This window comes from Rhodococcus sp. ARP2 (assembly GCF_001029585.1).
GTDB lineage: Bacteria > Actinomycetota > Actinomycetes > Mycobacteriales > Mycobacteriaceae > Rhodococcus_F > Rhodococcus_F erythropolis.
On the sequence record NZ_LEKE01000118.1, the window covers coordinates 49,391 to 76,095 of the forward strand.

22 protein-coding genes are annotated in these 26,705 nt (G+C 62.6%); 11 read left to right on the plus strand and 11 right to left on the minus strand.

Annotation, left to right across the window (positions count from 1 at the left end; all coding sequences use genetic code 11):
* Nucleotides 1-21: 21 nt before the first annotated feature.
* Nucleotides 22-1,353, minus strand: a complete 1,332-nt coding sequence (locus tag ABX74_RS28600) for an anaerobic C4-dicarboxylate transporter family protein (RefSeq protein ID WP_020907057.1) — start codon at nt 1,351-1,353, stop codon at nt 22-24.
* A 106-nt stretch (nt 1,354-1,459) separates the two neighbouring features.
* Between ABX74_RS28600 and ABX74_RS28605 the strand changes: the two genes are divergently transcribed.
* Both ABX74_RS28605 and ABX74_RS28610 read left to right on the plus strand, forming a co-directional pair.
* Complete coding sequence (locus tag ABX74_RS28605) at nt 1,460-6,007, plus strand: ATP-dependent helicase (protein WP_047890287.1); 4,548 nt, start codon at nt 1,460-1,462, stop codon at nt 6,005-6,007.
* A 48-nt stretch (nt 6,008-6,055) separates the two neighbouring features.
* On the plus strand, nt 6,056-6,847 hold the full coding sequence (locus tag ABX74_RS28610) for a DNA-formamidopyrimidine glycosylase family protein (RefSeq protein ID WP_047890262.1): 792 nt from the start codon (nt 6,056-6,058) through the stop codon (nt 6,845-6,847).
* On the opposite strand, the gene ABX74_RS28615 is transcribed toward ABX74_RS28610, so the two are convergent.
* Nucleotides 6,834-7,403, minus strand: coding sequence for a TetR/AcrR family transcriptional regulator (locus tag ABX74_RS28615; RefSeq protein ID WP_019747721.1), 570 nt, complete (start codon nt 7,401-7,403; stop codon nt 6,834-6,836). The two genes, ABX74_RS28610 and ABX74_RS28615, sit on opposite strands and share 14 nt — an antisense overlap.
* An 87-nt stretch (nt 7,404-7,490) precedes the next feature.
* Here ABX74_RS28615 and ABX74_RS28620 point away from each other — a divergent pair, with 87 nt between their 5' ends.
* From ABX74_RS28620 to ABX74_RS28630, 3 genes are all read left to right on the plus strand, one after another.
* The gene (locus ABX74_RS28620) at nt 7,491-8,432 is read left to right on the plus strand and encodes an oxygenase MpaB family protein (protein WP_019747720.1); all 942 of its coding nucleotides are present in this window, start codon (nt 7,491-7,493) and stop codon (nt 8,430-8,432) included.
* A 17-nt stretch (nt 8,433-8,449) separates the two neighbouring features.
* Nucleotides 8,450-8,986, plus strand: coding sequence for a hypothetical protein (locus tag ABX74_RS28625; RefSeq protein WP_019747719.1), 537 nt, complete (start codon nt 8,450-8,452; stop codon nt 8,984-8,986).
* A 100-nt stretch (nt 8,987-9,086) separates the two neighbouring features.
* Nucleotides 9,087-9,971 (plus strand): aldo/keto reductase, encoded by an 885-nt coding sequence (locus ABX74_RS28630; protein ID WP_047890288.1) that lies wholly within the window; start codon nt 9,087-9,089, stop codon nt 9,969-9,971.
* A 22-nt stretch (nt 9,972-9,993) separates the two neighbouring features.
* Here ABX74_RS28630 and ABX74_RS28635 read toward each other — a convergent pair whose 3' ends face one another.
* Nucleotides 9,994-10,737: a 3-hydroxybutyrate dehydrogenase gene (locus ABX74_RS28635; RefSeq protein ID WP_029255017.1), complete on the minus strand. Its 744-nt coding sequence runs from the start codon at nt 10,735-10,737 to the stop codon at nt 9,994-9,996.
* Entirely contained in the window at nt 10,734-12,110 is a 1,377-nt protein-coding gene (locus ABX74_RS28640) for an MFS transporter (RefSeq protein ID WP_041815787.1), read from the minus strand. Before ABX74_RS28640 ends, ABX74_RS28635 begins: the two co-directional genes overlap by 4 nt.
* 153 nt (nt 12,111-12,263) lie before the next feature.
* Between ABX74_RS28640 and ABX74_RS28645 the strand changes: the two genes are divergently transcribed.
* Nucleotides 12,264-13,211 carry a LysR family transcriptional regulator gene (locus ABX74_RS28645; RefSeq protein ID WP_047890263.1) on the plus strand — a complete coding sequence of 316 codons (948 nt, stop codon included), beginning with the start codon at nt 12,264-12,266 and terminating at the stop codon, nt 13,209-13,211.
* Here the strand turns inward: ABX74_RS28645 and ABX74_RS28650 are convergent.
* From ABX74_RS28650 to ABX74_RS28660, 3 genes are all read right to left on the minus strand, one after another.
* The gene (locus ABX74_RS28650) at nt 13,180-13,896 is read right to left on the minus strand and encodes a GAF and ANTAR domain-containing protein (protein ID WP_019747714.1); all 717 of its coding nucleotides are present in this window, start codon (nt 13,894-13,896) and stop codon (nt 13,180-13,182) included. The two genes, ABX74_RS28645 and ABX74_RS28650, sit on opposite strands and share 32 nt — an antisense overlap.
* 50 nt (nt 13,897-13,946) lie before the next feature.
* On the minus strand, nt 13,947-14,489 hold the full coding sequence (locus tag ABX74_RS28655; protein ID WP_041814839.1) for a hypothetical protein: 543 nt from the start codon (nt 14,487-14,489) through the stop codon (nt 13,947-13,949).
* A 99-nt stretch (nt 14,490-14,588) separates the two neighbouring features.
* Nucleotides 14,589-16,331: a glycerol-3-phosphate dehydrogenase/oxidase gene (locus tag ABX74_RS28660; RefSeq protein ID WP_047890264.1), complete on the minus strand. Its 1,743-nt coding sequence runs from the start codon at nt 16,329-16,331 to the stop codon at nt 14,589-14,591.
* A 108-nt stretch (nt 16,332-16,439) separates the two neighbouring features.
* On the opposite strand from ABX74_RS28660, the gene glpK reads away from it, so the two are divergent.
* Complete coding sequence (gene glpK, locus ABX74_RS28665; protein WP_019747711.1) at nt 16,440-17,930, plus strand: glycerol kinase GlpK; 1,491 nt, start codon at nt 16,440-16,442, stop codon at nt 17,928-17,930.
* A gap of 171 nt (nt 17,931-18,101) precedes the next feature.
* A complete protein-coding gene (locus ABX74_RS28670) occupies nt 18,102-19,517 on the plus strand; it encodes an MFS transporter (RefSeq protein WP_019747710.1) in 1,416 nt (471 codons plus the stop codon).
* Here ABX74_RS28670 and ABX74_RS28675 read toward each other — a convergent pair.
* Nucleotides 19,514-20,410 carry a LysR substrate-binding domain-containing protein gene (locus ABX74_RS28675; RefSeq protein ID WP_047890289.1) on the minus strand — a complete coding sequence of 299 codons (897 nt, stop codon included), beginning with the start codon at nt 20,408-20,410 and terminating at the stop codon, nt 19,514-19,516. The genes ABX74_RS28670 and ABX74_RS28675 overlap by 4 nt on opposite strands.
* 84 nt (nt 20,411-20,494) lie before the next feature.
* Between ABX74_RS28675 and ABX74_RS28680 the strand changes: the two genes are divergently transcribed.
* The gene (locus ABX74_RS28680) at nt 20,495-21,409 is read left to right on the plus strand and encodes a CoA transferase subunit A (RefSeq protein ID WP_080945652.1); all 915 of its coding nucleotides are present in this window, start codon (nt 20,495-20,497) and stop codon (nt 21,407-21,409) included.
* The gene (locus tag ABX74_RS28685; RefSeq protein WP_046378312.1) at nt 21,406-22,191 is read left to right on the plus strand and encodes a 3-oxoadipate--succinyl-CoA transferase; all 786 of its coding nucleotides are present in this window, start codon (nt 21,406-21,408) and stop codon (nt 22,189-22,191) included. Before ABX74_RS28680 ends, ABX74_RS28685 begins: the two co-directional genes overlap by 4 nt.
* Here ABX74_RS28685 and ABX74_RS28690 read toward each other — a convergent pair.
* A complete protein-coding gene (locus ABX74_RS28690; RefSeq protein WP_047890265.1) occupies nt 22,172-23,353 on the minus strand; it encodes a PLP-dependent aminotransferase family protein in 1,182 nt (393 codons plus the stop codon). The two genes, ABX74_RS28685 and ABX74_RS28690, sit on opposite strands and share 20 nt — an antisense overlap.
* Before the next feature lie 180 nt (nt 23,354-23,533).
* Nucleotides 23,534-24,937, minus strand: a complete 1,404-nt coding sequence (locus ABX74_RS28695) for an NAD(P)H-quinone dehydrogenase (protein WP_020969166.1) — start codon at nt 24,935-24,937, stop codon at nt 23,534-23,536.
* Nucleotides 24,938-25,091: 154 nt separating this feature from the next.
* On the opposite strand from ABX74_RS28695, the gene ABX74_RS28700 reads away from it, so the two are divergent.
* The gene (locus ABX74_RS28700; RefSeq protein WP_003940753.1) at nt 25,092-25,562 is read left to right on the plus strand and encodes a gamma-glutamylcyclotransferase; all 471 of its coding nucleotides are present in this window, start codon (nt 25,092-25,094) and stop codon (nt 25,560-25,562) included.
* 13 nt (nt 25,563-25,575) lie between these two features.
* Here ABX74_RS28700 and ABX74_RS28705 read toward each other — a convergent pair whose 3' ends face one another.
* Nucleotides 25,576-26,652: a hypothetical protein gene (locus tag ABX74_RS28705; protein ID WP_019747704.1), complete on the minus strand. Its 1,077-nt coding sequence runs from the start codon at nt 26,650-26,652 to the stop codon at nt 25,576-25,578.
* Nucleotides 26,653-26,705 lie beyond the last annotated feature (53 nt).

The window sequence follows — 26,705 nt, forward strand, 5'->3', positions numbered from 1 at the left end:
AGGCTGACTCAGCGGTATCACTCAACCGAGCACCACTCCGAACACCGCGCCGGCCGCAATCGTCGTGACGGCCAAGATGATGGTCGGCAGGAAGAACGAGTGGTCGACGAGCTTGGAGCCGAGCTTCGTGCTGCCCGAGAGGTCGAAGTTCGCAGCTGCGATCTGCGAACCGTTTGTCGGCAACAGATAGACACCGGCAAACGCTCCGGCCCACATGCCGCTCACCAGGCCGGGTGCAATCCCGGCAGCGAGACCGATCGGCACGATGGTCCTCGTCGCGGTCGACTGGCTGGTCGTCAGGACACAGACCAGGAAGACACCGAGCGCGAAGATCCATGGCGCGGCGTTGACCCAGTCGCCGACGGTGCTCGTGATCAGCTCCGAATGTGCACTGATGAACGTGTCCGTCAGCCATGCCAGACCGAACAGCGCGATGGCCGAGACCATGCCGGCACGGAACACCGTCGACGAGGGCACGTCGGCAACGTTCGGGCGGCACACCAGCAGGATCAACGTACCCACGACGAACATCAGCATTTCGATGATCGGTGTCATCCCCATCGGGGAACCGTCGGCGGCTTCGGGGCGAATTCCCTTGAACAGGCCGAAGATCACGATGGCCAGAACGCCGGCCAGGAAGATCAGTGCCGCGTTTCGTCCGGTCTTCGTCGAGACGAGTTCGGTCTTGGACGCTGCACCAGGTCCGGCCAATTCGCCCGACTTCATCTTCGCCTGTATGTCCGGGTCGTCGTCGAGATCCTTACCGAGCCTGTTGACCGCGATGGAGGAGAGGACGATGCCGACGACAGCGGCCGGGAAGGTGATCTTGATGATGTCGATGAGTTCGAAATCGTAAGGCGGCACGTCGGTCAGCGTGACCATCGCCGCCATCGCCGCGGACACCGGACTACACGCCAGCGCCACACCGGTCGAGACAACCGACAGCGACAGCGGCCGTGACGGCCGCACACCGTTCTTGTACGAGACGTCGTAGATGACGGGGAGCAGCGGGTAGAGGATGTTGGACGTACCGGCACCGACCGAGAACAGGAATGACACCAACGGCGCGATCAGCGTGATCTGTTTCGGGCGAGATTCGATCAACTTGGCCGCGATGGTGACCATCCAGTCGATACCACCGGCCGCCTGCATCATCGACGACGCGAGGACAACGGACAGGACGATGAGGAGAGCGTCGACCGGCGGACTGCCGACGTCCTCTCCGAAGACGAACACGAGGACGGCAACACCTGCGCCGCCCCACAGACCGAGAGCGACACCGCTCGATCTGGTACCCATGACAATCGCCCCGAGCACTACCGCCAGCTCGAGGACAATCTTGACTGCTTCCATCAGGCACTCGCCTTCTCGATAACAAGAGAATCGCTATAACAGGGCAAATAGTATGCTCTGCACTTCGGCTGCGGGCACGAACACGCTGTCGGTGGGAAGGGGCAATATGGTGGTCGTGACCAATGTCCTCGGTAGGTTCTCGCCCGCCACACGCGAGTGGTTCGGTGGCGCGTTCAGCGCTCCGACTGCTGCGCAGCTCGGTGCCTGGGAATCCATCGCAAGTGGCTCTCACACACTTGTCGTCGCACCAACCGGCTCCGGCAAGACATTGTCGGCGTTCCTGTGGGCTCTCGATCAACTCGCCGCGAAGGACGAAGGCGAACGCGCCACCAAAGTCCTCTACATTTCGCCACTCAAAGCGCTGGGCGTGGACGTCGAACGGAACCTTCGCGCGCCGCTGGTCGGCATCACACAGACTGCGAAACGTCTGGGCCTCACCCCGCCCGAGATCACCGTCGGTGTTCGTTCCGGCGATACGTCACAGGCCGATCGGCGCTCGTTGATCAAGCGTCCTCCGGACATCCTGATCACGACGCCGGAGTCGTTGTTCCTCATGCTCACCTCCGCTGCCCGGGAAACACTGGTCGGCGTCGACACCGTGATCGTCGACGAGGTTCACGCGGTGGCGGGTACCAAGCGCGGCTCGCACCTTGCGCTCTCTCTGGAACGTCTGGACGGCTTGCTCGAGCGTCCGGCGCAACGCATCGGATTGTCGGCCACTGTCCGTCCCCACGAGGAGATCGGGCGGTTCCTCGCAGGTTCGGCACCGATCCGAATCGTGGCACCGCCTGCCGCCAAGACCTTCGATCTCACGGTCCGTGTCCCCGTCGAGGACATGACCGAATTGGGTATCGCGACGCCCGCCGACGGTTCCGAATCCCCCACCCCGCAAGCCGGTTCGATCTGGCCCCACGTCGAGGAACAGATTGTCGACCTCGTGCTCGATCACCGATCGTCCATCGTGTTCGCCAACTCTCGTCGCCTCGCCGAACGATTGACAGCCAGGCTCAACGAGATTCATGCAGAACGCATCGGTCTGGCCGTCGAGAAAACACCTCGCCCGCCCGCGCAGATCGGAGCTCCCGCCGAGGTCAACTACGGCGCAGAACCCCTCCTTGCTCGCGCCCACCACGGATCGGTCAGCAAAGACCAGCGAGCCCTCATCGAAGACGACCTCAAATCGGGTCGATTGCGATGCGTCGTCGCCACCAGCAGTCTCGAACTCGGAATCGACATGGGCGCCGTCGACTTGGTCATCCAGGTGGAGGCGCCGCCTTCGGTTGCCAGCGGCCTGCAACGTGTCGGTCGCGCCGGCCACCAGGTCGGCGAGATCTCACGAGGCGTCGTCTTCCCCAAACATCGCACCGACCTGATTCACTGCGCGGTGACCGTCGAGCGCATGGTCGAAGGCAAGATCGAGGCGATGGCCGTTCCCGCCAATCCCCTCGACATCCTTGCCCAGCAAACTGTTGCGGCCACCGCTCTGGAACCGATCGACGTCGACGACTGGTTCGAGACGGTGCGCCGAAGCGGTTCCTTTGCAACGCTTCCCCGTTCGGCCTACGAGTCGACTCTGGATCTGCTCGCCGGGCGGTACCCCTCGGACGAGTTCGCCGAATTACGTCCGCGCCTGGTCTGGGATCGCGAGTCCAACACTCTGACGGGCCGCCCGGGTTCGCAGCGCTTGGCAGTCACTTCCGGCGGCGCCATCCCCGACCGCGGCCTCTTCACGGTCTACATGGTCGGTGAGAAAGCATCAAGAGTCGGCGAACTCGACGAAGAAATGGTCTACGAATCCCGGGTAGGCGACGTCTTTGCGCTCGGCGCCACCAGTTGGCGGATCGAGGAGATCACCTTCGATCGGGTTCTGGTCAGCCCCGCCTACGGCATGCCGGGTCGTTTGCCCTTCTGGCATGGCGACGGACTCGGTCGCCCTGCCGAACTCGGACAGGCGTTGGGACAATTCGTTCGAGAGACCGCGCTGGGTAATGAAGCCGACGTCGTCGAGCGTTGTCGCGTGGGCGGGCTCGATCACAACGCCACAACCAATCTGATCCAACTCGTCGGTGAGCAGAAGAATGCCACCGGGCAGGTCCCGTCGGATCGAACATTGGTTGTCGAGCGCTTCCGCGACGAACTCGGCGATTGGCGTCTGGTGCTGCATTCCCCGTACGGCCAACGGGTTCACGCACCGTGGGCCCTCGCCATCGGGGCCCGCTTGCAGGAACGATACGGCGTCGATTCCAGTCCGACGGCCTCCGACGACGGCATCATCATCCGTCTCCCCGACACCGAGAACGAACCTCCCGGCGCCGAACTGTTCACCTTCGACGTCGAGGACATCGAAGATCTGGTCACCCAGGAGGTGGGTGGCTCGGCATTGTTCGCCTCCAGATTCCGCGAATGTGCCGCCCGCGCACTGCTTCTCCCACGCCGCAATCCCGGCAAGCGTGCTCCACTGTGGCAGCAACGTCAGCGGTCGGCGCAACTGCTGGACGTCGCTCGCAAGTTCCCGACATTCCCGATCCTGCTCGAGACCGTGCGTGAGTGCTTGCAGGACGTCTACGACCTGCCGGCACTGAAGGAATTGTTCGGCAAGATCGAACGGCGCCAGATTCGAATAGTCGAAGTGGAGACGCCCTCGCCTTCACCGTTCGCAAGTGCGCTCCTGTTCAACTACGTGGGCGCGTTCATGTACGAGGGCGACAGCCCCCTGGCCGAGCGACGCGCCGCCGCACTGTCGTTGGACTCCACGCTGTTGGCCGAACTCCTCGGCCGCGTCGAACTGCGCGAGCTGCTCGACGCCGGAGTGATCGAGCAGGCAGAACGTGAACTGCAACGGCTCGCTCCGGACCGCAAGGCCAAGGACCTCGAGGGCGTCGCCGACCTCCTCCGTATGCTCGGCCCGCTGACCACCGAAGAAGTCACCGAACGCTGTCTCGAAGACCCGGTCTCGTGGCTCGACAAGTTGGTCGCAGACAAACGTGCCCTCCACGTCTCCTATGCGGGCGAGAGCTGGTGGACCGTCGTCGAAGATGCAGCGCGCCTTCGCGATGGACTCGGCGTTCCCCTACCCATCGGGGTTCCGGCCGCGTTCATCGAGCCGGTCGATCAGCCACTCGACGACCTCCTGAGCCGATACGCACGCACCCACGGACCATTCACTCTCACGGATGCGGCTGCACGCTTCGGTATCGGAGTATCCGTCGCGCGTGACGTTCTCGGTCGGCTCGCGCTCGAAAAGCGTGTTCTCGAAGGAGAATTCCGCCCGTCTGCAACTGGGAGCGAATGGTGCGACGCCGAAGTCCTGCGCCGCTTGCGGCGTCGCTCGCTCGCCGCGGCACGGCAGGAGGTCGAGCCGGTCAGTACCGCAACGCTCGGACGTTTCCTTCCCGGTTGGCAGCATGTGGGCGGCACGCTGCGCGGAATCGACGGTGTTGCAACGGTAGTCGATCAACTTGCGGGCGTACCGATTCCGGCGTCCGCCCTCGAATCGTTGATCCTGCCGAGCCGAGTCGCCGACTACTCCCCCGCGATGTTGGACGAACTCACCTCGACGGGCGAAGTCCTGTGGTCCGGATCCGGAGCAATCTCCGGCAAAGACGGGTGGGTAGTGCTGCACCCCGCCGACCTGGCACCGATCACGCTCAATTCGCCCGCCGACACCGACGTCTCGGAGTTGCAGAAACGCATCCTCGACCTGCTGTCCGGCGGCGGTGCCTACTTCTTCCGCCAGTTGGTCGACGCGTTGCAAACTACGGAGTCGGCTGCGGACACGGTCGACAGTGCGGTGACGACGGCACTGTGGGAGTTGGTGTGGCTCGGACACATCGGTAACGACACCGTGGCACCGCTGCGCGCACTTCTCTCGGACACCACCAGAACCACCACAAGTCACCGATCGCCTCGACGAGTTCCTCGTGCCCGTCCGTACCGCGGAATGGCGCGCGCTTCCACCCCGGCGCGCACGGGACCGGCAACCGCCTCCGGTCGGTGGTTCCAGCTGCCAGGTATCGAACCTGACCCCACTATCCGGGCGCACGCCACGGCTGATCTGCTGCTCGAACGGTACGGCGTAGTCACCCGCGGTTCTGTGATGAGCGAGAACGTGCCGGGCGGTTTCGCGTTGATCTACAAGGTACTGAGCACGTTCGAGGACAACGGGCGCGCTCGACGCGGATACTTCGTGGACACCCTGGGCGGCGCTCAATTCTCGACGCCTCCCGTGGTCGACCGCTTGCGCACGTTCGGTGATTCCATCGAGGGGCGCCACACCTCCTCGGCTGCAGTCACTCTCGCGGCGTGCGACCCGGCCAATCCATACGGCGCAGCACTGCCGTGGCCGGCGTCGGGGGGCGAAGAGTCACCCGGACACCGACCCGGACGTAAGGCGGGAGCACTGGTCGTTCTGGTGGAGGGCGAGTTGGTTCTGTTCGTCGAGCGCGGCGGTCGCACCATCCTGACATTCACCGACGACGGCGGAACTTTGCGCCTGGCAGCGCTGTCGCTTGCCCAGAAGGTGACTTCTCGTGCTGTCGACAAGTTGGTAGTGGAGAAGGTCGACGGAGAGACCATCCACGGCAACGATTTTGCTCCCGTCCTGGTCGAAGCCGGCTTCGCCGCCACTCCTCGCGGATTCCGGTTGAGGTCATGAGGATTGAGGTCATGATGGTTGCGATCGTGAAGTGCTGGAGCGGCGACCATGCCTGAGGGCGATACCGTGTGGCGGGCCGCCAACGATCTGCGCGCTGCCCTGGCCGAGAAGGTACTCACCACCTGCGATGTCCGCGTTCCTCGCTATGCCACCGTCGATTTATCGGGACATCGTGTGGATTCCGTCGCCAGCCGCGGAAAGCATCTGCTGATCCGCGTGGGCGAAGCGTCCATTCACACGCATCTGAAGATGGAGGGTCAGTGGCAGATTTATCTCCCCGGCGAGCGCTGGCGCAGACCCGCCCACCAAGCGCGCATAATCTTGGCCACCGAAGACTCTGTAGCAGTGGGCTTTTCACTGGGAATCACCGAGATCCTCGAACTGGGGCAGGAACAGGAGGCCGTCGGGCACCTCGGACCGGACCTGCTCGGGACCGATTGGGACAGTTTCGTGGCCGTCGAGAATCTTCGCGCTGCAGACTCCGTACCGATCGGAATCGCGCTCCTGGATCAGCGCGTGATGGCCGGACTGGGCAACGTGTACCGCAACGAGATCTGCTTCCTACGAGGCATTCACCCGAAGACGCCGACACACCGCGCCGGGAACCTCGACGCGATTGTGGATCTGTCATTCCGCACCATCAACGTCAACAAGTCGCGTCGCATCCGGGTCACCACCGGCGACACCCGCCCAGGTAGGCAAACGTGGGTGTACGGCAGACGCGGAAAACCTTGCCGCCGATGCGGAAGCCGCATCAGAGAAGACACCCTCGGACCGGATCAGCTCACCGAGCGAAATATCTTCTTCTGCCCCGTGTGCCAGCCGTTCACGCCTGGTTAGCGTTGATCAGCAGCCGGACGCAATGGCGCACAAATCGCTCGCGCTCGACGACGATCGAGCCGTCCAGATAACCGATGAACAGTGTGAACAACGCCCCGACCAGCCCGACTGCCACCAGCTGCTTGTCCACCGGATCGGCAATCTCGGACAACTGGTCGTACACCAGGTCCACGAACGCCGGCATCGATTCGATACCGCGTCCGCTCAGCACCGGCTCCGAGAGCGGAGCGATCAGAAGCACTCGCCCCATTGCCGGGTCGTCGACCATCAGCTTGACGAAAGCGTCGACCGCAGCGGTGGCGACTGCCTCGGATGTCGTCTCGGACTCCACTGCCGTGGCGAGCGCCGACTGCGCGCGCTCGGCGACAAACGTGTGGACCGCGACAACGTACTGATCGCGATCGGTGAAGCTCTCGTAGAAGTACCGCTCGGTCAGACCAGCGGCCTTGCAGACCGCTCGCACGTTGACGGCCGGACCGTCGACCGCACCGAGCAGTGTCACTCCGACGTCGAACAACGTCGCCTTTCGAGTGGCCCTGCGTTCTTCGATGCTCACAACTTCCCCACTTCGCCGACACTTGTTCTTCAATGCGCCCGGTATTCGATCCTTGACTACCGCTGTTGTCGATCCTAATCTGACAACATGCGTAGTCAACTTGGCGACAGCAGCACCCCGGTTCCCCTCGGTCCGGATTCCCTGACCTGGAAGTATTTCGGCGACTGGCGCGGGATGCTCCAAGGTGTCTGGGCAGGTTCGATGCAAAACATGCACCCTGGTCTCGGCGCCGGGGTCGAGGAGCACTCGCAGTTCTTCGACGAGCGCTGGGAACGGCTGTACCGCTCGCTGTATCCCATTGCCGGCGTGGTCTTCGACGGCGATCGCGCGCAGCAGACAGCCGAAGAAGTCCGTGGCTATCACACACGGATCAAGGGCATCGACAAGCTGGGACGCCGGTACCACGCACTTGATCCCGACACCTTCTACTGGGCGCACGCGACATTCTTCATGGGCACCATCGTCACCGCCGAGAACTTCTCCGGTGGCCTGACCGAGGCCCAGAAACGACAACTCTTCACCGAGCACATTCAGTGGTACCGCCTGTACGGGATGAGCATGCGCCCGGTTCCCGAAACCTGGGAGGCATTTCAGGAGTATTGGGACCACATGTGCCGCAACGTACTCGAAGACAACAAAGCGACCCGCGACGTCTTGGATTTGTCGGGGCTGGGAAAGCCCCCGTACATGACGTGGCTACCCGATCCGTTGTGGCGGCTCACGCGGATTCCCCTCGCCCGCGGATTCGTGTGGCTGACAGTGGGCATGTACGACCAACCGGTTCGCGACCTTCTCGGCTACTCGTGGACCAGTCGCGATCAGAAAATTCACAACGCTGTCGGCCGCACCGTCAACGCCGTCTTCCGCCTGGTGCCGTGGCGATACCGGTATCAACCGCGCGCTCGCGCGGGATGGGACCGAGCCAGCGGCAGAATTCCCGCCGGGGCACCACTGGTCCACACACCGGCGCGCAATCTACCGCCGCTCGAGCAGCGAGATAATCCGATGCACTACAGCCCGAGGGTCTGATCTGCCATGCTCTGAACATGGAGTGGGACCTGCGAACACTGCTGAACCGGCCGATCACGTCTCACGGTGCGCCGCTGGGACAAGAACGTGTGGCGGCGAGAACCACCGCGTACATCTACGGCAACATTCTTGTCCTCGCCGCACTCGTCCCGGTGACGAAATCTCAGGAATCGCTGGGCGCCGCGATTGTGGTCGGCACGGCATTGTCGACGTACATCGCCCACACATTTGCCGAGAGCGTCGGCGAGAGCATTCGCAACGACCGCCGTCTCACCACCGCGGAGAGAATCGACTCGCTGCGCGATTCTGTCCCGATCCTCACCTCCGCGGTTGTTCCTGTCGCCATTCTCGCGACGGCGTGGTTCAACTTCCTGGAACCACGGACGGCGCAGTTGATCGCGGAAATCGTCTTGATCCTGCGCATCGGATCCACCAGTTACGTGATCAGCCGTCTTCACGGCGAGAAGGTCAGCACGAACACACATCTGGCAGCCTTCGGCCTCGCTGCCGTCGCCACCCTCATAGTCGGCTTGAAGATAGTGCTCACTCATTGACGAGCCACAACTGCAAATTGCCTGGCCTGAAGGGGTACTGCCGTTACCCGGCTGAGCAGTCACTCCCACCGAACCAGTGGCCGCCGCTACCGTGGACGACATGAGCATCCCGAGCCTGAAACTGAACAACGGCGTCGACATCCCCGCGCTGGGCTTCGGCGTCTACCAGACCCCGCCGGACGAAACTCTCGCCGCAGTCGAGTCCGCGCTTTCGGTGGGTTATCGCCATATCGATACGGCTGCGGCCTACGGCAACGAGAAGGGCGTCGGCGAGGCGATCCGGCGATCCGGTCTCGATCGCGGTGAGATCTTCGTCGAAACGAAAGTCTGGATCACCGACTACGGATACGACGAGACCTTGCACGCCTTCGACAAGAGCGCAGGCAAACTCGGAGTCGAGCAACTTGACCTCCTCATCCTTCACCAGGCGTTGCCGAGCGAGTTCGAGCGCACCATCGACGCATACAAGGCCCTGGAAACACTTCTCGCAGACGGCAAGGTTCGTGCCATCGGAGTCAGTAACTTCATGCCGGATCACCTCACCCGACTATTGGACGCAACGTCCGTAGTGCCGGCGGTCAACCAGATCGAGGTCCATCCATACTTCAGGCAGTCGACCTTGCTCGAGGCCGACGCCGATCACGGCATTCTGTCTCAGGCATGGTCACCGATCGGCGGAATCACGTTCTATCGCGACGGCTCTCACGGCTCAACCCTCGAGGACGCCACCATCAGCGCTATCGCTTCCTCTCACGGCAAGTCTCCCGCACAGGTGATGCTCCGCTGGCACCTCCAGCAGGGCCGCCAGGTGATCCCCAAATCGGTGACTCCCTCGCGCATCGCGGAGAACTTCGACGTGTTCGACTTCGAACTCGCCGCCGAAGAACTCTCCGCAATCGACGCACTCGACACCGGAGTTCGCGGTGGTCCCGAACCCGAGGTCATCACTCGCGAGAAGTTCGGAATCGAGATCCCCGAAGCGTGAAAAACCCAGCAGCTCGGGTGGTCTAGCTGGCGCTCCACCCTCCGTCGATGGTGTACGACGCCCCCGTCACCATCGACGCCTCGGTCGATGCCAACCAGCCCACCAGCGATGCCACCTCCGCAGGCTCGACCATCCGTTTGATTGCGCTCTCGGTGAGCATCACCTTTTCGACAACCTCAGATTCACTGATTCCGTGAACCTTTGCCTGGTCGGAGATCTGGGATCGCACTAGTGGCGTCAGGACGTAGCCCGGATTGACGCAGTTGCTGGTGACACCGTGTGGGGCGCCTTCGAGCGCAACAACTTTCGACAGTCCTTCGAGTCCGTGCTTAGCCGTGACGTATGCACTCTTGAATGCCGAAGCGCGGAGCCCGTGGACCGAGGAAATGTTCACGATGCGACCGAAACTGTTGCGGTACATGTACGGCAGGGCGGCCCGAGCGAGGAGGAATGGCGCTTCGACCATGAGGCGCTGAATCTTCCGGAAGTCCTCGACGTCGAAATCCTCGATAGGACTGACCCGTTGAATGCCGGCGTTGTTGACGAGTATGTCCGTTTCGAGTGACAGATCCACGAGTTGGTCGGTGTCGAGGAGATCGACGGCCCACGCCGTGCCGTCGATCTCGTCGGCCAGCGACTTCGCGGCGACGTCGTCGAGATCGGCGACGGTCACGTGCGCGCCGCGGGCGGCGAGGAGTCGAGCACACGCTTCGCCGATCCCGCTGGCACCACCGGTGACCAGAGCAGACTTTCCGGTTAGCGTCATACAGACACACCGGCCCGCTCGTCGGCGAGAACACGGGCGTCAGCGGCGTCGACGGACTCGAGCGAGATTCCCTTGGTCTCCCGCGCGAAAACGACTGCAACGATGGTGACCAGGGATGCCAGCAGGAGATAGATCGCGATGGGGACCGAGGAGTCGAACTTGCTCAGCAATCCGGTCGCGATGATCGGAGCCAGTGAACCCGCCACGATCGACGTGACCTGATAACCCAGGGAGACACCGGAGTAGCGCATCCGAGTCGGGAACATCTCGGCCATGATCGCGGGTTGGCCGGCGTACATGAACGCGTGGAACACGAGCCCGATGATGATTGCCGACAAGATGACTGCATTGTGCCCGCTGTTCATCATCGGGAAGGCGAAGAATCCCCACGTTCCGGCGGTGACGGCGCCGATCATGTACACCGGGCGTCGACCGATCGTGTCGGACAGTTTGCCTACCAACGGAATCACTGCGAAGTGCACGGCATGCGCCATCAGCATCCACCAGAGGATGTGCGCCGTGTCCGCATGAACGACGACCTTGAGGTAAGTGATCGAGAAGGTCACCACGAGGTAGTACATGACGTTTTCGGCGAAACGCAGGCCCATCGCGGTCAACACTCCGCGCGGGTAACGCTTGACGACCTCGAAAACGCTGTACGAGGTTGCCTTGACCAGTTCTGCTTCCTTCTGCGCCGCAATGAAAATGGGAGCATCGGTGACCTTGGTCCGAACGTAGTACCCGACCAGAACGATCACCGCGGAGAGCCAGAAGGCAACGCGCCAGCCCCAACTCATGAAGGATTCGTCCGAGAGCGTCGACGTCAGGATCAACAGCACGACCGTCGCCACCAGGTTGCCCATCGGCACGCCGGCCTGAGGCCACGACGACCAGAATCCGCGCGATCGATTCGGGCTGTGCTCGGCGACCAGGAGTACCGCCCCACCCCATTCGCCGCCGACCGCGAATCCTTGGATGAAGCGCAGCGTGACCAGCATTGCCGGCGCCCAGTAGCCGATCTGACCGTAGGTAGGCAGGCAGCCCATCAAGAACGTTGCGGCGCCGACCAACAGCAAACTGAACTGCAGCAACTGCTTTCGGCCGAATTTGTCTCCGAAGTATCCGAAGACGATTCCGCCGAGTGGCCGCGCGGCGAATCCGACGGCGTAGGTGATGAAAGCCGCGATGATCGCATCCAGCTCGTTGCCGCCGCCGGGGAAGAAGACCTTGCTGAAGACCAGCGTGGCCGCCGTGCCGTACAGAAAGAACTCGTACCACTCGACCACGGTGCCCGCCATCGAGGCGCCGACCACCTTCTTCAGCCCCGATGGTGGGGCTTGGCTCTCGGGCTTCGGCATGTTGTCGACGCTCATCGTGGACTCCCTCGTCTTCAGTTCGCGATTCGCCTGCTCTTCACGATCAGGAATGTGACCGCTCGCACACTTTTTGTGACTCGATGAGTATCAGTGCAGATTGATGGCACGACAATGACAAATCTCGCACCATATAGGTGCAAAAATGCAGATATGACTCTCGGACTGAGCCCGGACGACCTACTGGTGCTTCTCGCGGTCGGTCGCACCGGTCGCTTCAACACCGCCGCCGACGACCTCGGCCTCAATCACACCACCATCTCGCGCCGCATTTCCTCGCTCGAGAAGTGTCTCGGCGGCCGTGTCCTGGTTCGCTCGTCCGGCGGCTGGGAGCTGACCGACCTCGGCAGACAAGCCCTCAGCGCGGCCGAGCGCATCGAGGCCGCGGTGAACGAACTGGCGCTCGACTCCACCGGTCAGCAGCAACTCGACGGCGTCGTGCGAGTCTCGGCGACCGACGGATTCAGCGCATACATCGCGGCGCCCGCCGGCGCCGCGGTTCGCAGACGCCATCCCCGCGTCAGCGTCGAGATTGTTGTCGCAACCAGAAAGGCGTCGCAGATACGCTCGGGCCTCGACATCGAGGTTGTGGTCGGCAAGCCTCACGTTCACCGCGCCGAAGCAGTCCATCTGGCCGACTACGCGCTGGGTTTGTACGCCTCCCGAGAGTATCTACGGCAGAATGCTGTTCCCGAAAATGCCGAAGATCTGGCCGAACACTCGCTCGTGTATTTCATCGACTCGATGCTGCAGGTCGACGAACTCGATCTGGCTCGCAAACTCACGGTTTCCATGCGCGAGGCCGTCACGTCCACCAACGTGTTCGTCCACATCGAGGCAACGCGCGCGGGTGCCGGCATCGGCCTTCTCCCCTGTTTCATGGCCGAGCAGCACGACGATTTGATTCGCGTTCTACCGGCTCACATCGAGGTGAGACTTTCCTATTGGTTGGTGGCCCGTTCGGAATCCTTGCGACGCCCGGAGGTCGCAGCGGTGGTGACAGCTCTTCGAGAGACGGTGGATCGCAAGCGATCTCAACTCCTCGGTTCTCCCGGGACGAACGAAGCGCTCAGTCCAGAGTCGAACGATGCTGGACGATGACCTTGCGCGCCAATTCGGCGATCTTGACGTTCATGTTTTGTGAGGTTCGCACCAGAATGTCGAAGGCCTCGTCGTCGGACACACGATGCAGTGCCATCAGCAGACCGACGGCCTGACCGATTTCGCGGCTGCTTGCCAGACCACGTCGCAGCGAGTCGGCGTCCTCGCCTCGCGTCAGCGCAGTGACGGCCACGGATGCAAATGACGCCAACATGATCGCGTGGTCGGCAACGGTTTCGGTGAAAGCCCCCGGAGTGTCCGAGAAGAGGTTGAGGGCACCGAACTTCTGACGATCTACCATCAGCCGGAACCCCATCGACCCTCGAATGGGTGTCTCTGCCACGACTTTCCGAGCGAACTCGGGCCACTGATTCGGGGTGCGAAGGTCCGACTCGAGTTGCGGAGCCTCCGTATCGAGGGCGTCGATGCACGGCCCCTCACCGGTGGCACGCTCGAGATCGTCTGCATAATCGGCGATCTCGTCGCTCGCCGCTACGGTGACGTTGGTGTTTCCACGTCGCAGCATCAGACTTGCGTGGTCGCAACCGGGAATCAACTCGACAGCCGCCGAACAGATCGCGGAGTACACCTCGGCGCTGTCTGCCGCGGAGTAGAGGATCTCCGCCAACGCCGCGAACACTGCCTTGGGTTCTGTCAGTGCTTGGTCGCGCTCAGCCATCTCCATACACCTCGGGGTCTACCGTTCATCGAATTCTTCATCGAACGGTACAAACCTTACTTACTCGACCTGATGGGGTCGCCGCCGCTCGCCGATTCCCGCCCGTCCGTCCCCTGGAAAGCCTCCGTAGCTGCGCGGTGATGCAGCGCCGTGACCGTGGTGATCTGCTTGGACACCAGGTCGTTGAGTTCGCGATACTGCTCCTCGGTCTCCCCGGCCGGAATGTCTCGCAGGACCTCCCACATCGCACTCTTGCCGCACAGCGCGGTCCGCATGATCTCGAGCGTTGCCAACTTTACGAGGCGATTACGCCAGATGGCGTCGACATGGACGAGACGTCTGATCCGATTGACCGTCGCGTCGATCTTGGAGTACCGCGGCAGGGATATGCCCTGGGTGTCCTCGATAAGTTGCAGCAGCTGCTCGATCTCGTACTCGAGCTCGCCCGGCAACGAATCCAGCTCACCGTCGGCCCAGGCGCCGTACGAGTCCGAGAGTGACCGCGAGAGTTGCAGCCCCACCATCGCCCCGCACAGGTGAGTGACCAGATAGCCGGTAGCTATGTGTTCCTCAGCAGATCGCGACCGATTACCGAACATTGAGATCCTCCTGGGTGACGCTCGACCGGTCTGTGCTGACACGGGTGGTGATTCGCCATCCGCCTACCCGCGACAGACCGAGAACAAACGACAGGCGACTCAGACCCGATCCGGCACCACGACGACGGGCTCGAGGATCTCGGCCCGCGACTCCGGCGCTGCGGCGCGCAATGCGTCCGCCGACTCGTCGTCCGGCTGGGTCTGAGACTCGATTTCCGCTTCGACACGCGCTCGGTACGTGTCGACTTCGCGTTCGACGGTGGCGGCATCCCAACCGAGAATCGGGGCAACCAATCCGGCGACCTGCTGTGCGCAGTTGACACCACGATGCGGATATTCGATTGCGATACGCGTACGGCGGGCGAGGATGTCGTCGAGGTGCAGTGCCCCTTCGGCCGCGGCGGCGTACACAGCTTCGACCTGAAGGTAATCGGGCGCGTCCGTGATGGGCTGCAACAACTCCGGTGTCTGCCGGCCGAGTTCGAGGACCTCGGTGATGAGCGAACCGTAGCGGTCGAGCAGGTGCTTGACGCGATACGGATGCAAGCCGTACTGCTCGCCCAGTTGCACGGTCTGGTTGATCAACGCGAAGTATCCGTCGGCGCCGACGAGCGGTACCTTCTCCGTGATCGACGACGCAACCCGCGCCGGAATGTCTTCTGCTGCGACGTCGACGGCGTCTTCCGCCATGACCCGATACGTCGTGTACTTTCCGCCGGCGATGGCGACCAGACCTGGAGCCACACGGGCAACGGCGTGCTCGCGCGAGAGCTTCGACGTCTCGTCGCTTTCACCGGCAAGCAGCGGGCGCAGGCCGGCGTACACACCGTCGATGTCGGCGTGCGTCAACGGCGTGACCAGGACGGAGTTCACGTGGCCGAGGATGTAGTCGATATCTGCTTTGGTTGCCGCCGGATGTGCGAGATCCAGGTTCCAGTCGGTATCAGTGGTGCCGATAATCCAGTGACTGCCCCACGGAATGACGAACAGCACCGACTTCTCGGTACGCAGGATGATGGCGGCTTCACTGACGATGCGATCGCGCGGGACGACGATGTGTACGCCCTTCGACGCTCGCACCCGGAACCGTCCGCGCTGACGTGAGAGCGCTTGGATCTCGTCCGTCCAGACACCGGTCGCATTGATGACGACGTGACCCTTGACCTCGGCGGTACGGCCGTCTTCGCAGTCCCGAACACGAACTCCCGAGACCCGATCCGCTTCCCGCAGAAAGCCGACGACCTGCGTCGACGTTCGGACGACCGCGCCGTAGTGTGCAGCGGTCCGTGCGACGGTCATGGTGTGCCGAGCGTCGTCGACGACGGTGTCGTAGTACTGGATGCCACCGGTCAGCGAACTGCGCTTGAGGCTCGGCGACATGCGTAGTGCGCCCGCCCGCGTCAAGTGCTTCTGGGAGGGGACCGACTTTGCGCCGCCCATTCGGTCGTAGAGGAAGATTCCCGCCGCCATGTACGGGCGCTCCCACACTCGGTGAGCCAGAGGGAACAGGAACTTCAGCGGCTTGACCAGGTGCGGAGCGAGCGTGGTCAGCGAGAGTTCGCGCTCACGCAATGCTTCACGAACGAGGCCGAATTCGAGTTGCTCTAGATAGCGGAGACCGCCGTGGAACATCTTCGACGAGCGACTGGACGTGCCGGATGCGTAGTCACGGGCCTCGACCAACGCAACCTTGAGTCCGCGGGTGGCCGCATCGAGCGCAGCCCCGACACCGACAACACCGCCACCGACAACGACGACGTCGAATTGCTCGGTCTGAAGCTGTTCCCAAGCAGCTTCACGCTGCTGCGGGCCGAGAAACTGCGCACCTTGCTGCTTACTCAACCCGGTCTCCTGTAAGTCGACGACGAATCCGTTTACAGGCTAGTAGCTTGATCCACATACTGCGACAGCGCACGGATAACTGCGAACGCGCCCGAACATAGGAGCACAGTGAATCAATACATCGCCGCCATCGACCAAGGCACGACGTCGAGCCGCTGCATGATCTTCGATCACGACGGCGCCGTGGTGAGCGTTGCGCAGAAAGAACACGAGCAGATTTTCCCGCGTGCCGGTTGGGTCGAGCACGACCCGGTTGCGCTGTGGATCAACACCCGGGAGGTGGTGGCCGGCGCTCTCGCGAAGGTCGACCTCACGCGGGCCGACATCGCGGCCGTCGGAATCACGAATCAGCGTGAGACGACCGTCGTTTGGGAGCGTTCGACGGGCAAGCCGATCTACAACGCGATCGTGTGGCAGGACACGCGCACGGATCAACTGTGTGTCGAACTGGGCGGCGACGAGGGTCCGGACAAGTACCGAGACAAGACCGGACTGCCGCTCTCGACCTACTTCGCCGGGCCGAAGATCCGGTGGATTCTCGACAACGTGGACGGCGCGAGAGCCAAAGCGGAGGCCGGAGAATTGTGCTTCGGCACCGTCGACACGTGGATCGTATGGAACCTGACCGACGGTGTTCACGTGACAGATGTCACCAATGCGTCACGCACGATGCTGATGGATCTCGAGACCCTTCAGTGGGACGAATCGATCTGCGCGGACTTCGGAATCCCGATGTCGATGCTCCCGGAAATCCGGAGTTCGTCCGAGGTCTACGGCACCGGCCGTCCTCGCGGCAATCTCGCCGGTGTGCCGGTCGCCGGAATCCTCGGTGACCAGCAGGCAGCCACATTCGGCCAGGCCTGCCTCTCCGAGGGTGAAGCCAAGAACACCTACGGCACCGGCAATTTCATGCTTCTCAACACCGGAACGAAGCCGGTGCACAGCAAGCACGGACTGCTGACGACCGTCTGCTACAAACTCGGCGAAGCCCCTGCCGTCTACGCACTCGAAGGTTCCGTCGCGGTGACCGGCTCCTTGGTCCAGTGGCTTCGGGACAATCTCGGAATCATTCAGAACGCCAAGGACATCGAGCCGCTCGCCGCGAGTGTCGACGACAACGGCGGCGCCTACTTCGTACCCGCGTTCTCAGGACTGTTCGCACCCCGGTGGCGACCGGATGCACGCGGCGTGATCGTCGGCCTGACGCGGTTCGTCAACAAGGGACACCTGGCTCGCGCGGCGCTCGAGGCGACGGCATACCAAACCCGTGAGGTCATCGACGCCATGCGTGCGGATTCGGGAGTCGAACTGTCCGCGCTGAAGGTCGACGGCGGCATGGTGGTCAACGAAACCCTGATGCAGTTCCAGTCGGACATCCTCGGAGTTCCCGTCATCCGTCCGGTGGTCAACGAAACGACAGCACTCGGCGCTGCGTATGCAGCGGGCCTCGCCATCGGTTACTGGGCCGACACCGAAGACATCCGCAACAACTGGGCCGTCGGCCAAACCTGGGAACCGGCGATGGACGAGTCCGAAAGGTCACGGCTGTACGCGGAGTGGAACAAGGCCGTCGAGCGGACGTACAACTGGTCCGAGTAATCACCCCGATCCTTCCATACCGGAAGAGCTGATCATGGTCGCCTATTGATACTCCTGAGGTATCAATAGGCGACCAAGTTGGTATTGGACGTGACCTACACCACTCTGCGAATCTCATTCAGGCGCGCCACGTTTCGGCGCCGCGAATGTTGCAGAGAAAGGTCGCCACGCATGAGTTCACCCACTCGCAGTTCCGAGGAGATCAACGCCAAGGCACGAAGAGCCGGTATCGCTTCATTCATCGGAACCACCATCGAGTGGTACGACTTCTATATCTACGGCACCGCGGCTGCCCTGGTATTCGGCGAGATCTTCTTCTCCGACACACTGCCGAACGGAGTCGGCACGCTCCTCGCCTTCATCACCCTGTGGGCAGGCTTCCTCGCCAGGCCGATCGGCGGGATCATCTTCGGCCATCTCGGCGACCGGATCGGGCGCAAGAACACTCTGGTCATCACCTTGATGATGATGGGCGTCGCCACTGTCGGGATCGGACTCCTCCCCACCTACGCGCAGGTCGGCATGTGGGCCCCGATCGGTCTGGTCACCCTTCGCGTGATCCAAGGAATTGCGGTCGGTGGTGAGTGGGGTGGCGCGGTACTCATCGCCAGCGAGAACGCACCGAAGGGTAAGAGCATCCTCTACTCCGCGTTCGCTCAGCAGGGCTCGCCCGCGGGAAATCTGTTGGCGACCATCGCATTCTTCCTGCTGTCCTCGATGCCGACGCCGTCATTCCTTCTCTACGGCTGGCGAATCCCTTTTCTCGTTTCGGCAGGACTGGTCATCCTCGGCATGATCATTCGCCTGAAACTCGAAGAGTCCGACGAGATGAAGGCCGTTCTCGCCCGCAAGAAGGTCGTCAAACTTCCGCTCGCCGAAGTATTGCGCAAGCATTGGGTGCTGGTTCTCCTCGGCGCCGGCGCACTCCCCCTCGCACAGGTTACCTATTTCAAGAACACCTTCGCATTGTCCTGGGCTACAAAAGAACTCGGATACGACCGCGGCACATTCCTCGCCGCTATCGCGATCGCACTTGTCGTGCAGTTCATCGTCCAACCGTTCGGGGCCGTTCTGGTTTCCAAGATAGACATGCGGAAGGCCATGTGCCTGATGGTGATACCGGAGTTCGTTCTCATGCCCGCGATGTTCTTTGCCATCAGAACCGGGAACTTCACCATCGCAGTCGTTGCGATGTGTCTCGCCACGATCCCGCACTCGATGTTCTACGGCGCCATCGCCGGCGTTCTCGCTCGCGCCTTCCCTGCGAACATCCGTTACACGGGTCTGTCGACGGCGTATCAACTGTGTTCCCTTGTCGTCGGCGGCGGAACTCCGGTACTGGCGCAGTGGATGCTCAACACGTCAGGCAACATCGTCGGGGTCGCGATCGTGTCCGGACTGTACGCACTTGTCTCGCTGATCTGCACCCTTCTCCTACTCCGACGTACCGGCTACAACGCAAGCGAACTCTCGACGGCCGAGCAAGCGGATTACGACGAGCTCGAACTCGAGAACGCTCTTGCCGATACTGCAAACTCGCCGAAGTCCGAAGCGGGTGAAATTCCTACCGGTCGGGCAACCGTCTAAGCCAGGGACGGCAGCGCCTGCTCGGACAATTTCAACACTTCGAGAAGCGCAGGTCTGTCGTCTCCATCTCGCCAGGCGATACGCAGTTGAAGGGGAGGAGGTGGATCCATGACGGGAACAAAGACAACATCAGGGTTCACGATGCTTTGGGCCACCGACGAAATAGTCAACGAGCATCCGATTTCCGCGGACACCAGCGCGATCAACGACATCGAATCCGGTGCCGTCTGCACGATTCGAGCCAGGAATCCTGCGTTCTTCGACGCAGAGAGCAGAGACTCCCGCAGAATCGAACCCGGCTCCGCCGGAAGCGTCACCCAATTCTCGGACTCCAATTCGATCAACCGAACCGATTCCCTCGACGCCATCGGATGGTCTTTCGACATGGCAACCAGAAAGTTCTCCTCGGCGATCAATCTCGACGTGATCCCGAGCGGCGGGACGGTCCACCGGACCATCCCGATGTCGAGGCGTCGATCGAGCAACATCAACAACGCCTCGTTCGCGAAAGCGGAACTGTCGAGTACAAATTCGATACCGGGATTCGTCTTTCTCACCAATTTCGCCCACCGCCCGACGAGCAGGTGCGACGAGGTTCCCGCGAAGCCCAGGCGAACGCGACCTGTCGTTCCCTGGCCTGCCGCGGATACCGCGATCTCGGCCATCCGGCACGCGTCCAGAATTTCGCGCGCCGGAAGCAGCAGTGCTTCACCGGCAGCAGTCAACCGCACAGTTCGAGTACTTCGATCGAACAACGGCGAACCGAGCTGTTTCTCGAATTGCCTGATCGTTCGACTCAGCGGCGGTTGCGCAATCCGAAGGCGCTGAGCCGCACGGCCGAAATGTAGCTCCTCAGCCACCGCGAGAAATGCGTTGATCTGATGAATTTCCACCCGACATTGTTGCGCCACACTGGCCGACCATGTCAAGTTTCCGAAACCGACCAAGTGCGCGAGAACGTAAGAAGAGGTACACACGTGGACAAGACGCTCTCGATGAAAGAGGCCATCGGTCGATACGTCGGCGACGGAATGACTGTTGCGTTGGAGGGCTTTTCGCATCTCATTCCATTTGCCGCGGCACACGAGATCATCCGGCAGGGCAGGAAGGACCTCACGCTGTGCCGGATGACGCCGGACATCGTTTCCGATCAACTCGTCGCCGCCGGCTGCGTCCGAAAGCTGGTCGCTTCGTTCTTCGCCAGCGGCTCCGCAGGTTCTCTGTACGAGTTACGCAGACGCATCGAGAACCAGGACCCGCTCCCCCTCGAAGTCGAGGAATACAGCCATTACGGCATGGTGTGCCGGTATCAGGCGGGAGCCGCCAGGCTTCCCTTCTTCCCGCTACGGTCGTACGCCGGTAGTGATCTACCCGCACTCAACCCACAACTGAGACTCGTCGAGGACCCGTACGGCGGCGGGAGCGTCTACGTTGTGCCGCCATTGAATCCGGATGTCACGATCATCGGCGCACAGCGAGCGGACACGTCCGGGAACGCGCAGATCTGGGGCATCGCCGGGGTGCAGCAAGAGGCCGTGTACGCCGCGAAGAAGGCAATCGTCGTTGTCGAAGAACTGGTCGACGACGAGGTCATCAGGTCAGACCCGAGCCGAACTCTGATTCCCTCGCATGCAGTCGACGCGGTTGTCGTCTGCCCGCGCGGCGCACACCCGTCGTACGCGCAGGGATACTACGACCGCGATTGCGGCTTCTACCGACGCTGGACCGAAATCTCCAAAGACCCTTCACAGCTGAGAAATTGGCTCGACGAATGGGTGTACGCACTCGACAGTCACGGCGAGTATCTCGCCAAACTCGGAGCCGACTACTGGTCGGATCTCGAGGTCGGACCAAAACTCTCCACACCAGTCGACTACGGGAGCAGACTATGACCACCACGATCGACACCGGTAACACCACCTCCACCGAAACGATCGTCGCCGTCGCGGCACGCGAATTGGCGGGTAAGCGCCGGGTCTTCGCCGGAGTTGGGCTACCCACGCTCGCAGTCGATCTCGCGCGGCACACGTCGAATCCGGACGTCGAGCTGATCTACGAATCCGGAGTGTGCGGTGCACATCCGTCGGCAATGGCCGAGGGTATCGCGGACTCCGTGGTTGTCTCCGGTGCCGAATCCGTGCTCAGCATGGCCGCGCTCTTCGGTTACGTCCTGCAAGGTGGCAACGTCGACGTCGGATTTCTCGGGGCCGCTCAAATCGATCGAACGGGCAGTCTGAACACAAGTTTCATCGGTGACTGGAAGAACCCGACGGTCAGACTGCCCGGAGCGGGCGGGGCCGTCGAGATCATCGCGAACGCCGCCGAGATCTTCGTCGTGATGCGTCGCCACGACCTCAGTTCCTTTCCGGCCGAGCTCGACTTCTGCACCTCACCCAGCCCCGCCCGCGCCCACGCCAGCGGTAAGGGCATCATGCCGGCAGGTGCAGGAGTGACCAAGGTATTCACCAACCTCGGCGTCCTGACACACCAGGGCCCCGGCGGCGAATTGGAGTTGACCAGCGTCCACGAGGGAATCTCGGTCGATCAGGTCAGGGAATCGACAGGATGGGACCTCGCCGTCGCCGATCACGTCACCGTCACCACCCCACCATCGAGCACGGAGATCGATCTGCTCCGCAACACTATCGACAAGGTCAGGCTGTACCTGCGGTAACACTCTTCCGGAGCCTGCCGACGGCATCGACCAGCACGCCTTCGGGATACGTCGCGAAACACAATCGAGCGCTTCGACCGAGGTCAGCTTCGACCGCGAAGGCCGAACCTGGGACAAATGCCACGCCATGCTCGAGCGCGGCACCCAGGAGTTCGGTGGTGTCGACGTCGTCGACGAAATCCATCCAACAGAACATCCCGCCGCGGACCTCGGAAAAGCGTGCACGCCCACTCAATTCCGTCTCGGCGGCCGTGACCAGCGCCTTCGCTCTGGCGCCGTAACCTTCCCGGAGCTTGTCGAGGTGCGTTTCGAACCATTCGACGTCGGAGAAGAGGTCTGCGGCGATCTGCTGGGTGAGCGAAGACCCGCACAGGTCAGCGCCTTGCTTGATCAGTTCGACCGCCTCGCAGACCTTTCGGTCGCCGTGCAGCCAGCCGACGCGCAGCGCCGGTGCCAACACTTTGGAAGCACTGGACAGCCGAATCACCCTGTCCGACAACGCCGCCAGCGGTGCGGGCGGTTTCTCGCCGAAGTACAGTTCGCCGTACGGGTCGTCCTCGAGAACCCAGAACCCGTATCGGTCCGCCAGTGCCGCCAAGTGCGCTCGCCGCTGCGCCGAAAGCACCGCGCCCCGCGGGTTGTGGAAATTGCTCACGGTGTGCACGACTTTGGGCCGAAGACCGGCGGCGAGTTTCGCCTCGAGCGCGTCGGTGTCCATTCCGTCCTCGTCCAACTGGACAGGAACGAGACGAGCCTGCGCCGTCCGAAAGACCTGCAGCGCACCGGTATATGCCGGTTCCTCCACGACCACAACGTCACCGGCGTCGAGGAGGACCTGCGCGAGCAGGCTCAAACCTTGCTGAGAACCGTGTGTGATCACAACTTCGGACACGTCGAGTGCCCGCCCGATCTTGGAGGATTCGCGCTCGGCGATCACCTCACGGAGGCGCCGCAGGCCTGACGTCTCGCCGTATTGAACGGACGAGGGGTCACCGAGTGCGTCGTGGGCTGCCTTCGAGATTCGTTCCCGCGGAATGAAATCAGGATCGGGTAGTCCGCCGGCCAAGCTGATGACGTCGGGTCGGGCAGTCAAGGTGAGCAGATCGCGAATTGCAGAACTACGGAGTCCGTCCATACGAGCGGACAGCGCGGCGTGTGTCATGTGAAGCTCCCAGGCACGCAGAATGAAGGTCAGAGGAAAACACCCTGAGCCGTCCTGGGTCAACGGGGCGGGAGAGCGCCGAGATACCGACCCTTGATTCGGTCGGTATCTCGACTATCTCACCAATACTTCAGTATGTGAAACAGACTTCTCACATTGTAAGAAGACTCTGGTCCGTTCTCAGTCCAGGTCGTCGTGACGCATGAGCTGACGAGCTGCCTCGGTGATCGATCCGGTCAACGACGGGTACACCGAGAACGTCTGAGCCAGGTCGTTGACCGTCAGGTTGTTCTGCACGGCGATCGCAATCGGCAGGATGAGTTCCGAAGCGGTGGGCGCGACCACAACACCGCCGATGACCACGCCGGTAGCCGGGCGGCAGAAGATTTTCACGAAGCCGCGGCGCAAACCGGACATCTTGGCGCGCGGGTTGGTGTTGAGCGGCAACATGACGGTGCGAGCAGGCACCTCTCCGTTGTCGATCGCGGCCTGCGAAACACCCACCGTTGCAATTTCGGGGCGCGTGAAGACGGCCGATGCGACCGTCTTCAACTTGATCGGGCTGACGCCTTCACCGAGTGCGTGGTACATCGCGATACGTCCCTGCATCGCAGCCACCGACGCGAGCGGGAGCAGTCCGGTGCAGTCACCGGCAGCGTAGATACCGGAAACCGTGGTGCGCGAGACCCGGTCGACACGCAGGTATCCACCCTTGTCCAACTCGATGCCGACCCGCTCCAGGCCGAGACCGTTGGTGTTGGGGACGGAACCGACGGTCATCAAAGCGTGACTTCCTTCGACCGTGCGGCCGTCGGAGAGCTTGACGATGATGCCCTTCTCGGTGCGCTCGACGGCGTCTGCGCGGGCGTGCTTGACGAGGGTGACACCGCGCTCGGCGAGGGCGTCCTCGAGCACGAGCGCCGCATCGGCATCCTCGCCGGGCAGAACACGGTCACGACTGGACACGAGTGTGACCTTGACGCCCATCTCGGTGTAGGCGGAGACGAACTCGGCACCGGTGACACCGGAACCGACCACGACCAGGTGCTCGGGCAGCTCGTCCAAGTCGTAGAGCTGACGCCACGTCATGATTCGCTCACCGTCGGGCTCGGCTCCCGGGATGATGCGGGGGCTGGCGCCGGTGGCGATCAACACGACGTCTGCGTCGATGGTCTTCTGCTCGCCGCTTCCGAGCGTCGCGCGAACCTGGTGTGCTGCCATACCGAGGAGCGGATCGGTCAGTTCGGCGGTGCCGGAGAGAACCTCGACGCCGACCGTCTGCAACCGTGCGCGAATGTCCGAGGACTGGGACAACGCGAGACTCTTGACTCGGGAGTGGATCTTCGGCAGTGACACCGAAGCCTGCTCCGGATCCAGAGTGATGCCGAGGTCGGATGCACGACGCATGTCGGTGCGGATTCCGGTGGACGCGATGAACGTCTTCGACGGGACACAGTCGAACAGCACACACGCGCCGCCGACGCCGTCCGAATCGACCAGGGTGACCGTGGCCCCGTGCTGCGCGGCTACCAGTGCCGCCTCGTAGCCGGCGGGTCCGCCACCGATGATCACGATCCGGGTCATGTGTCCTCCAAGTCCTCGCGTGGCCGGCAGGGGTCTCCCGTCGACCAGTGTCACGCTATTCGAGCACCACGTGTCGCGCAGTGCTTGTACCAGATTACTTGCGTCCGGCGGTCCGCTTCGCCACACCCTCGGACCACGGTTTAGGCTTGCGCCCGTGTCGATTTATGCCGCCTACGGTTCCAACATGCATCCCGAGCAGATGTTGTTGCGCTGCCCACACTCGCCCATGTCCGGGACAGGGTGGCTGCGAGGCTGGCGCCTGACCTTCAGCGGCGAGGACCTCGGCTGGGAGGGGGCTCTCGCCACCGTGGTCGAAGACCCCGATTCCAGTGTTTTCGTGGTCCTCTACGACGTCCCGGAAGAGGACGAAGTGAGTCTGGACCGCTGGGAAGGTGCCGAACTCGGTCTGCACCGCAAGATCCGCGTGCGGGTCGACACCGCAGGCGATGCGGTGCTCGCTTGGCTCTACGTCATGGATGCGTACGAAGGCGGACTGCCGTCGGCCCGCTACATCGGCGTGATGGCCGACGCCGCCGAGATTGCCGGAGCGCCGGCCGAGTACGTGCGAGAGTTGCGGACGAGAAACAGCCGCAACGTGGGTCCCGGTAACGGTGTTACCGATTAGATAGCTGTCCTGCTCAAAGCAGCAGGAAATACGCGAGCACTGCAAGTGCTGCGAGTACCACCACAATCGTCAGGCCGATGAGCACACGCTTGGAACCGCGTGACTCCGATTCGCCTGCGACAACTGCAGTTTCCGGCTCGACTGTTGCCACCCCGGTTGCAGTTTCAGCCGCCACCTTCTCACGTCCGAGAGTGTCGAACACCTCCGTCACGTCGTGTGAAGGCGGCAAACCGATCGGAACGATCGTGTGCGACGTCGAGGTGAAACCGGCAGCCAGAATTGCGGCTCCCAGCGCGGCCGACTGCTCCGGTCCGGGCCCGAGTTCACATCTGACACCGAGCTTTTCGGCGATTCCGGCCGCTATGGACATCATGGCTGCTTTGTCTGTCGCCGGTTCTCCGTCACCGGTGACGACTACGGCGTCCAGGTTCTCCGGCATCCAACCGAACGCACCCAGTGCCGTCGCGAGGCGTGAACTCGGTGAACTCCCGTCGCCGGCGAAGCCGAATGCGCGGCCGGCGGCGACGCCCGAACGCACCAGCGTGACCGCTGCCCCGGTGTCGTCGACGTGATAGATGCCGATGAGCGTGCCGGCGAGTGCCGCGATTTCCGACTCGAACCACGCCGAGACCGCCTCGGCGTCCGAGACGAGAGTGACCCGCTCGAGGCCTGCATAGACCAGTGAATCCTGCATGAGGGCCGCTGTGGACGAGTCCCAGCGCGACGGGTAGGTCGCGACGATGTCGGGCGCTCCCCCACTTCGACCACCACGATCGGGCAGCGGCTCGCATTCCTGCAACAGGCAGCGAATCGACGTCGCCACCAAATCCTCGGCGCGGTAACGGGTATCGGCCGTTCCGGAGACGCCACTCGGGTCCCCCACACGGCCGACAAAACCTGACCATGATTCCGAGAATTCACGGCCGGCACCCAATTGCTCGGTACCGCCGAGCACGGTCGTTCCGTCCTTGCGTTGATTGAGAATCGTGTCCCTGACCAACACCACCGGATCGGCCGAACCCGGATCGTTGGACGCAACTACAGCCGTCGACACCAATGTGCCGATTCGCACTCCCACACCTATGGACATGCCCGTACCTTCACTCGAACGACACGAAAAACGGTACCCCCGACGGGAACCGG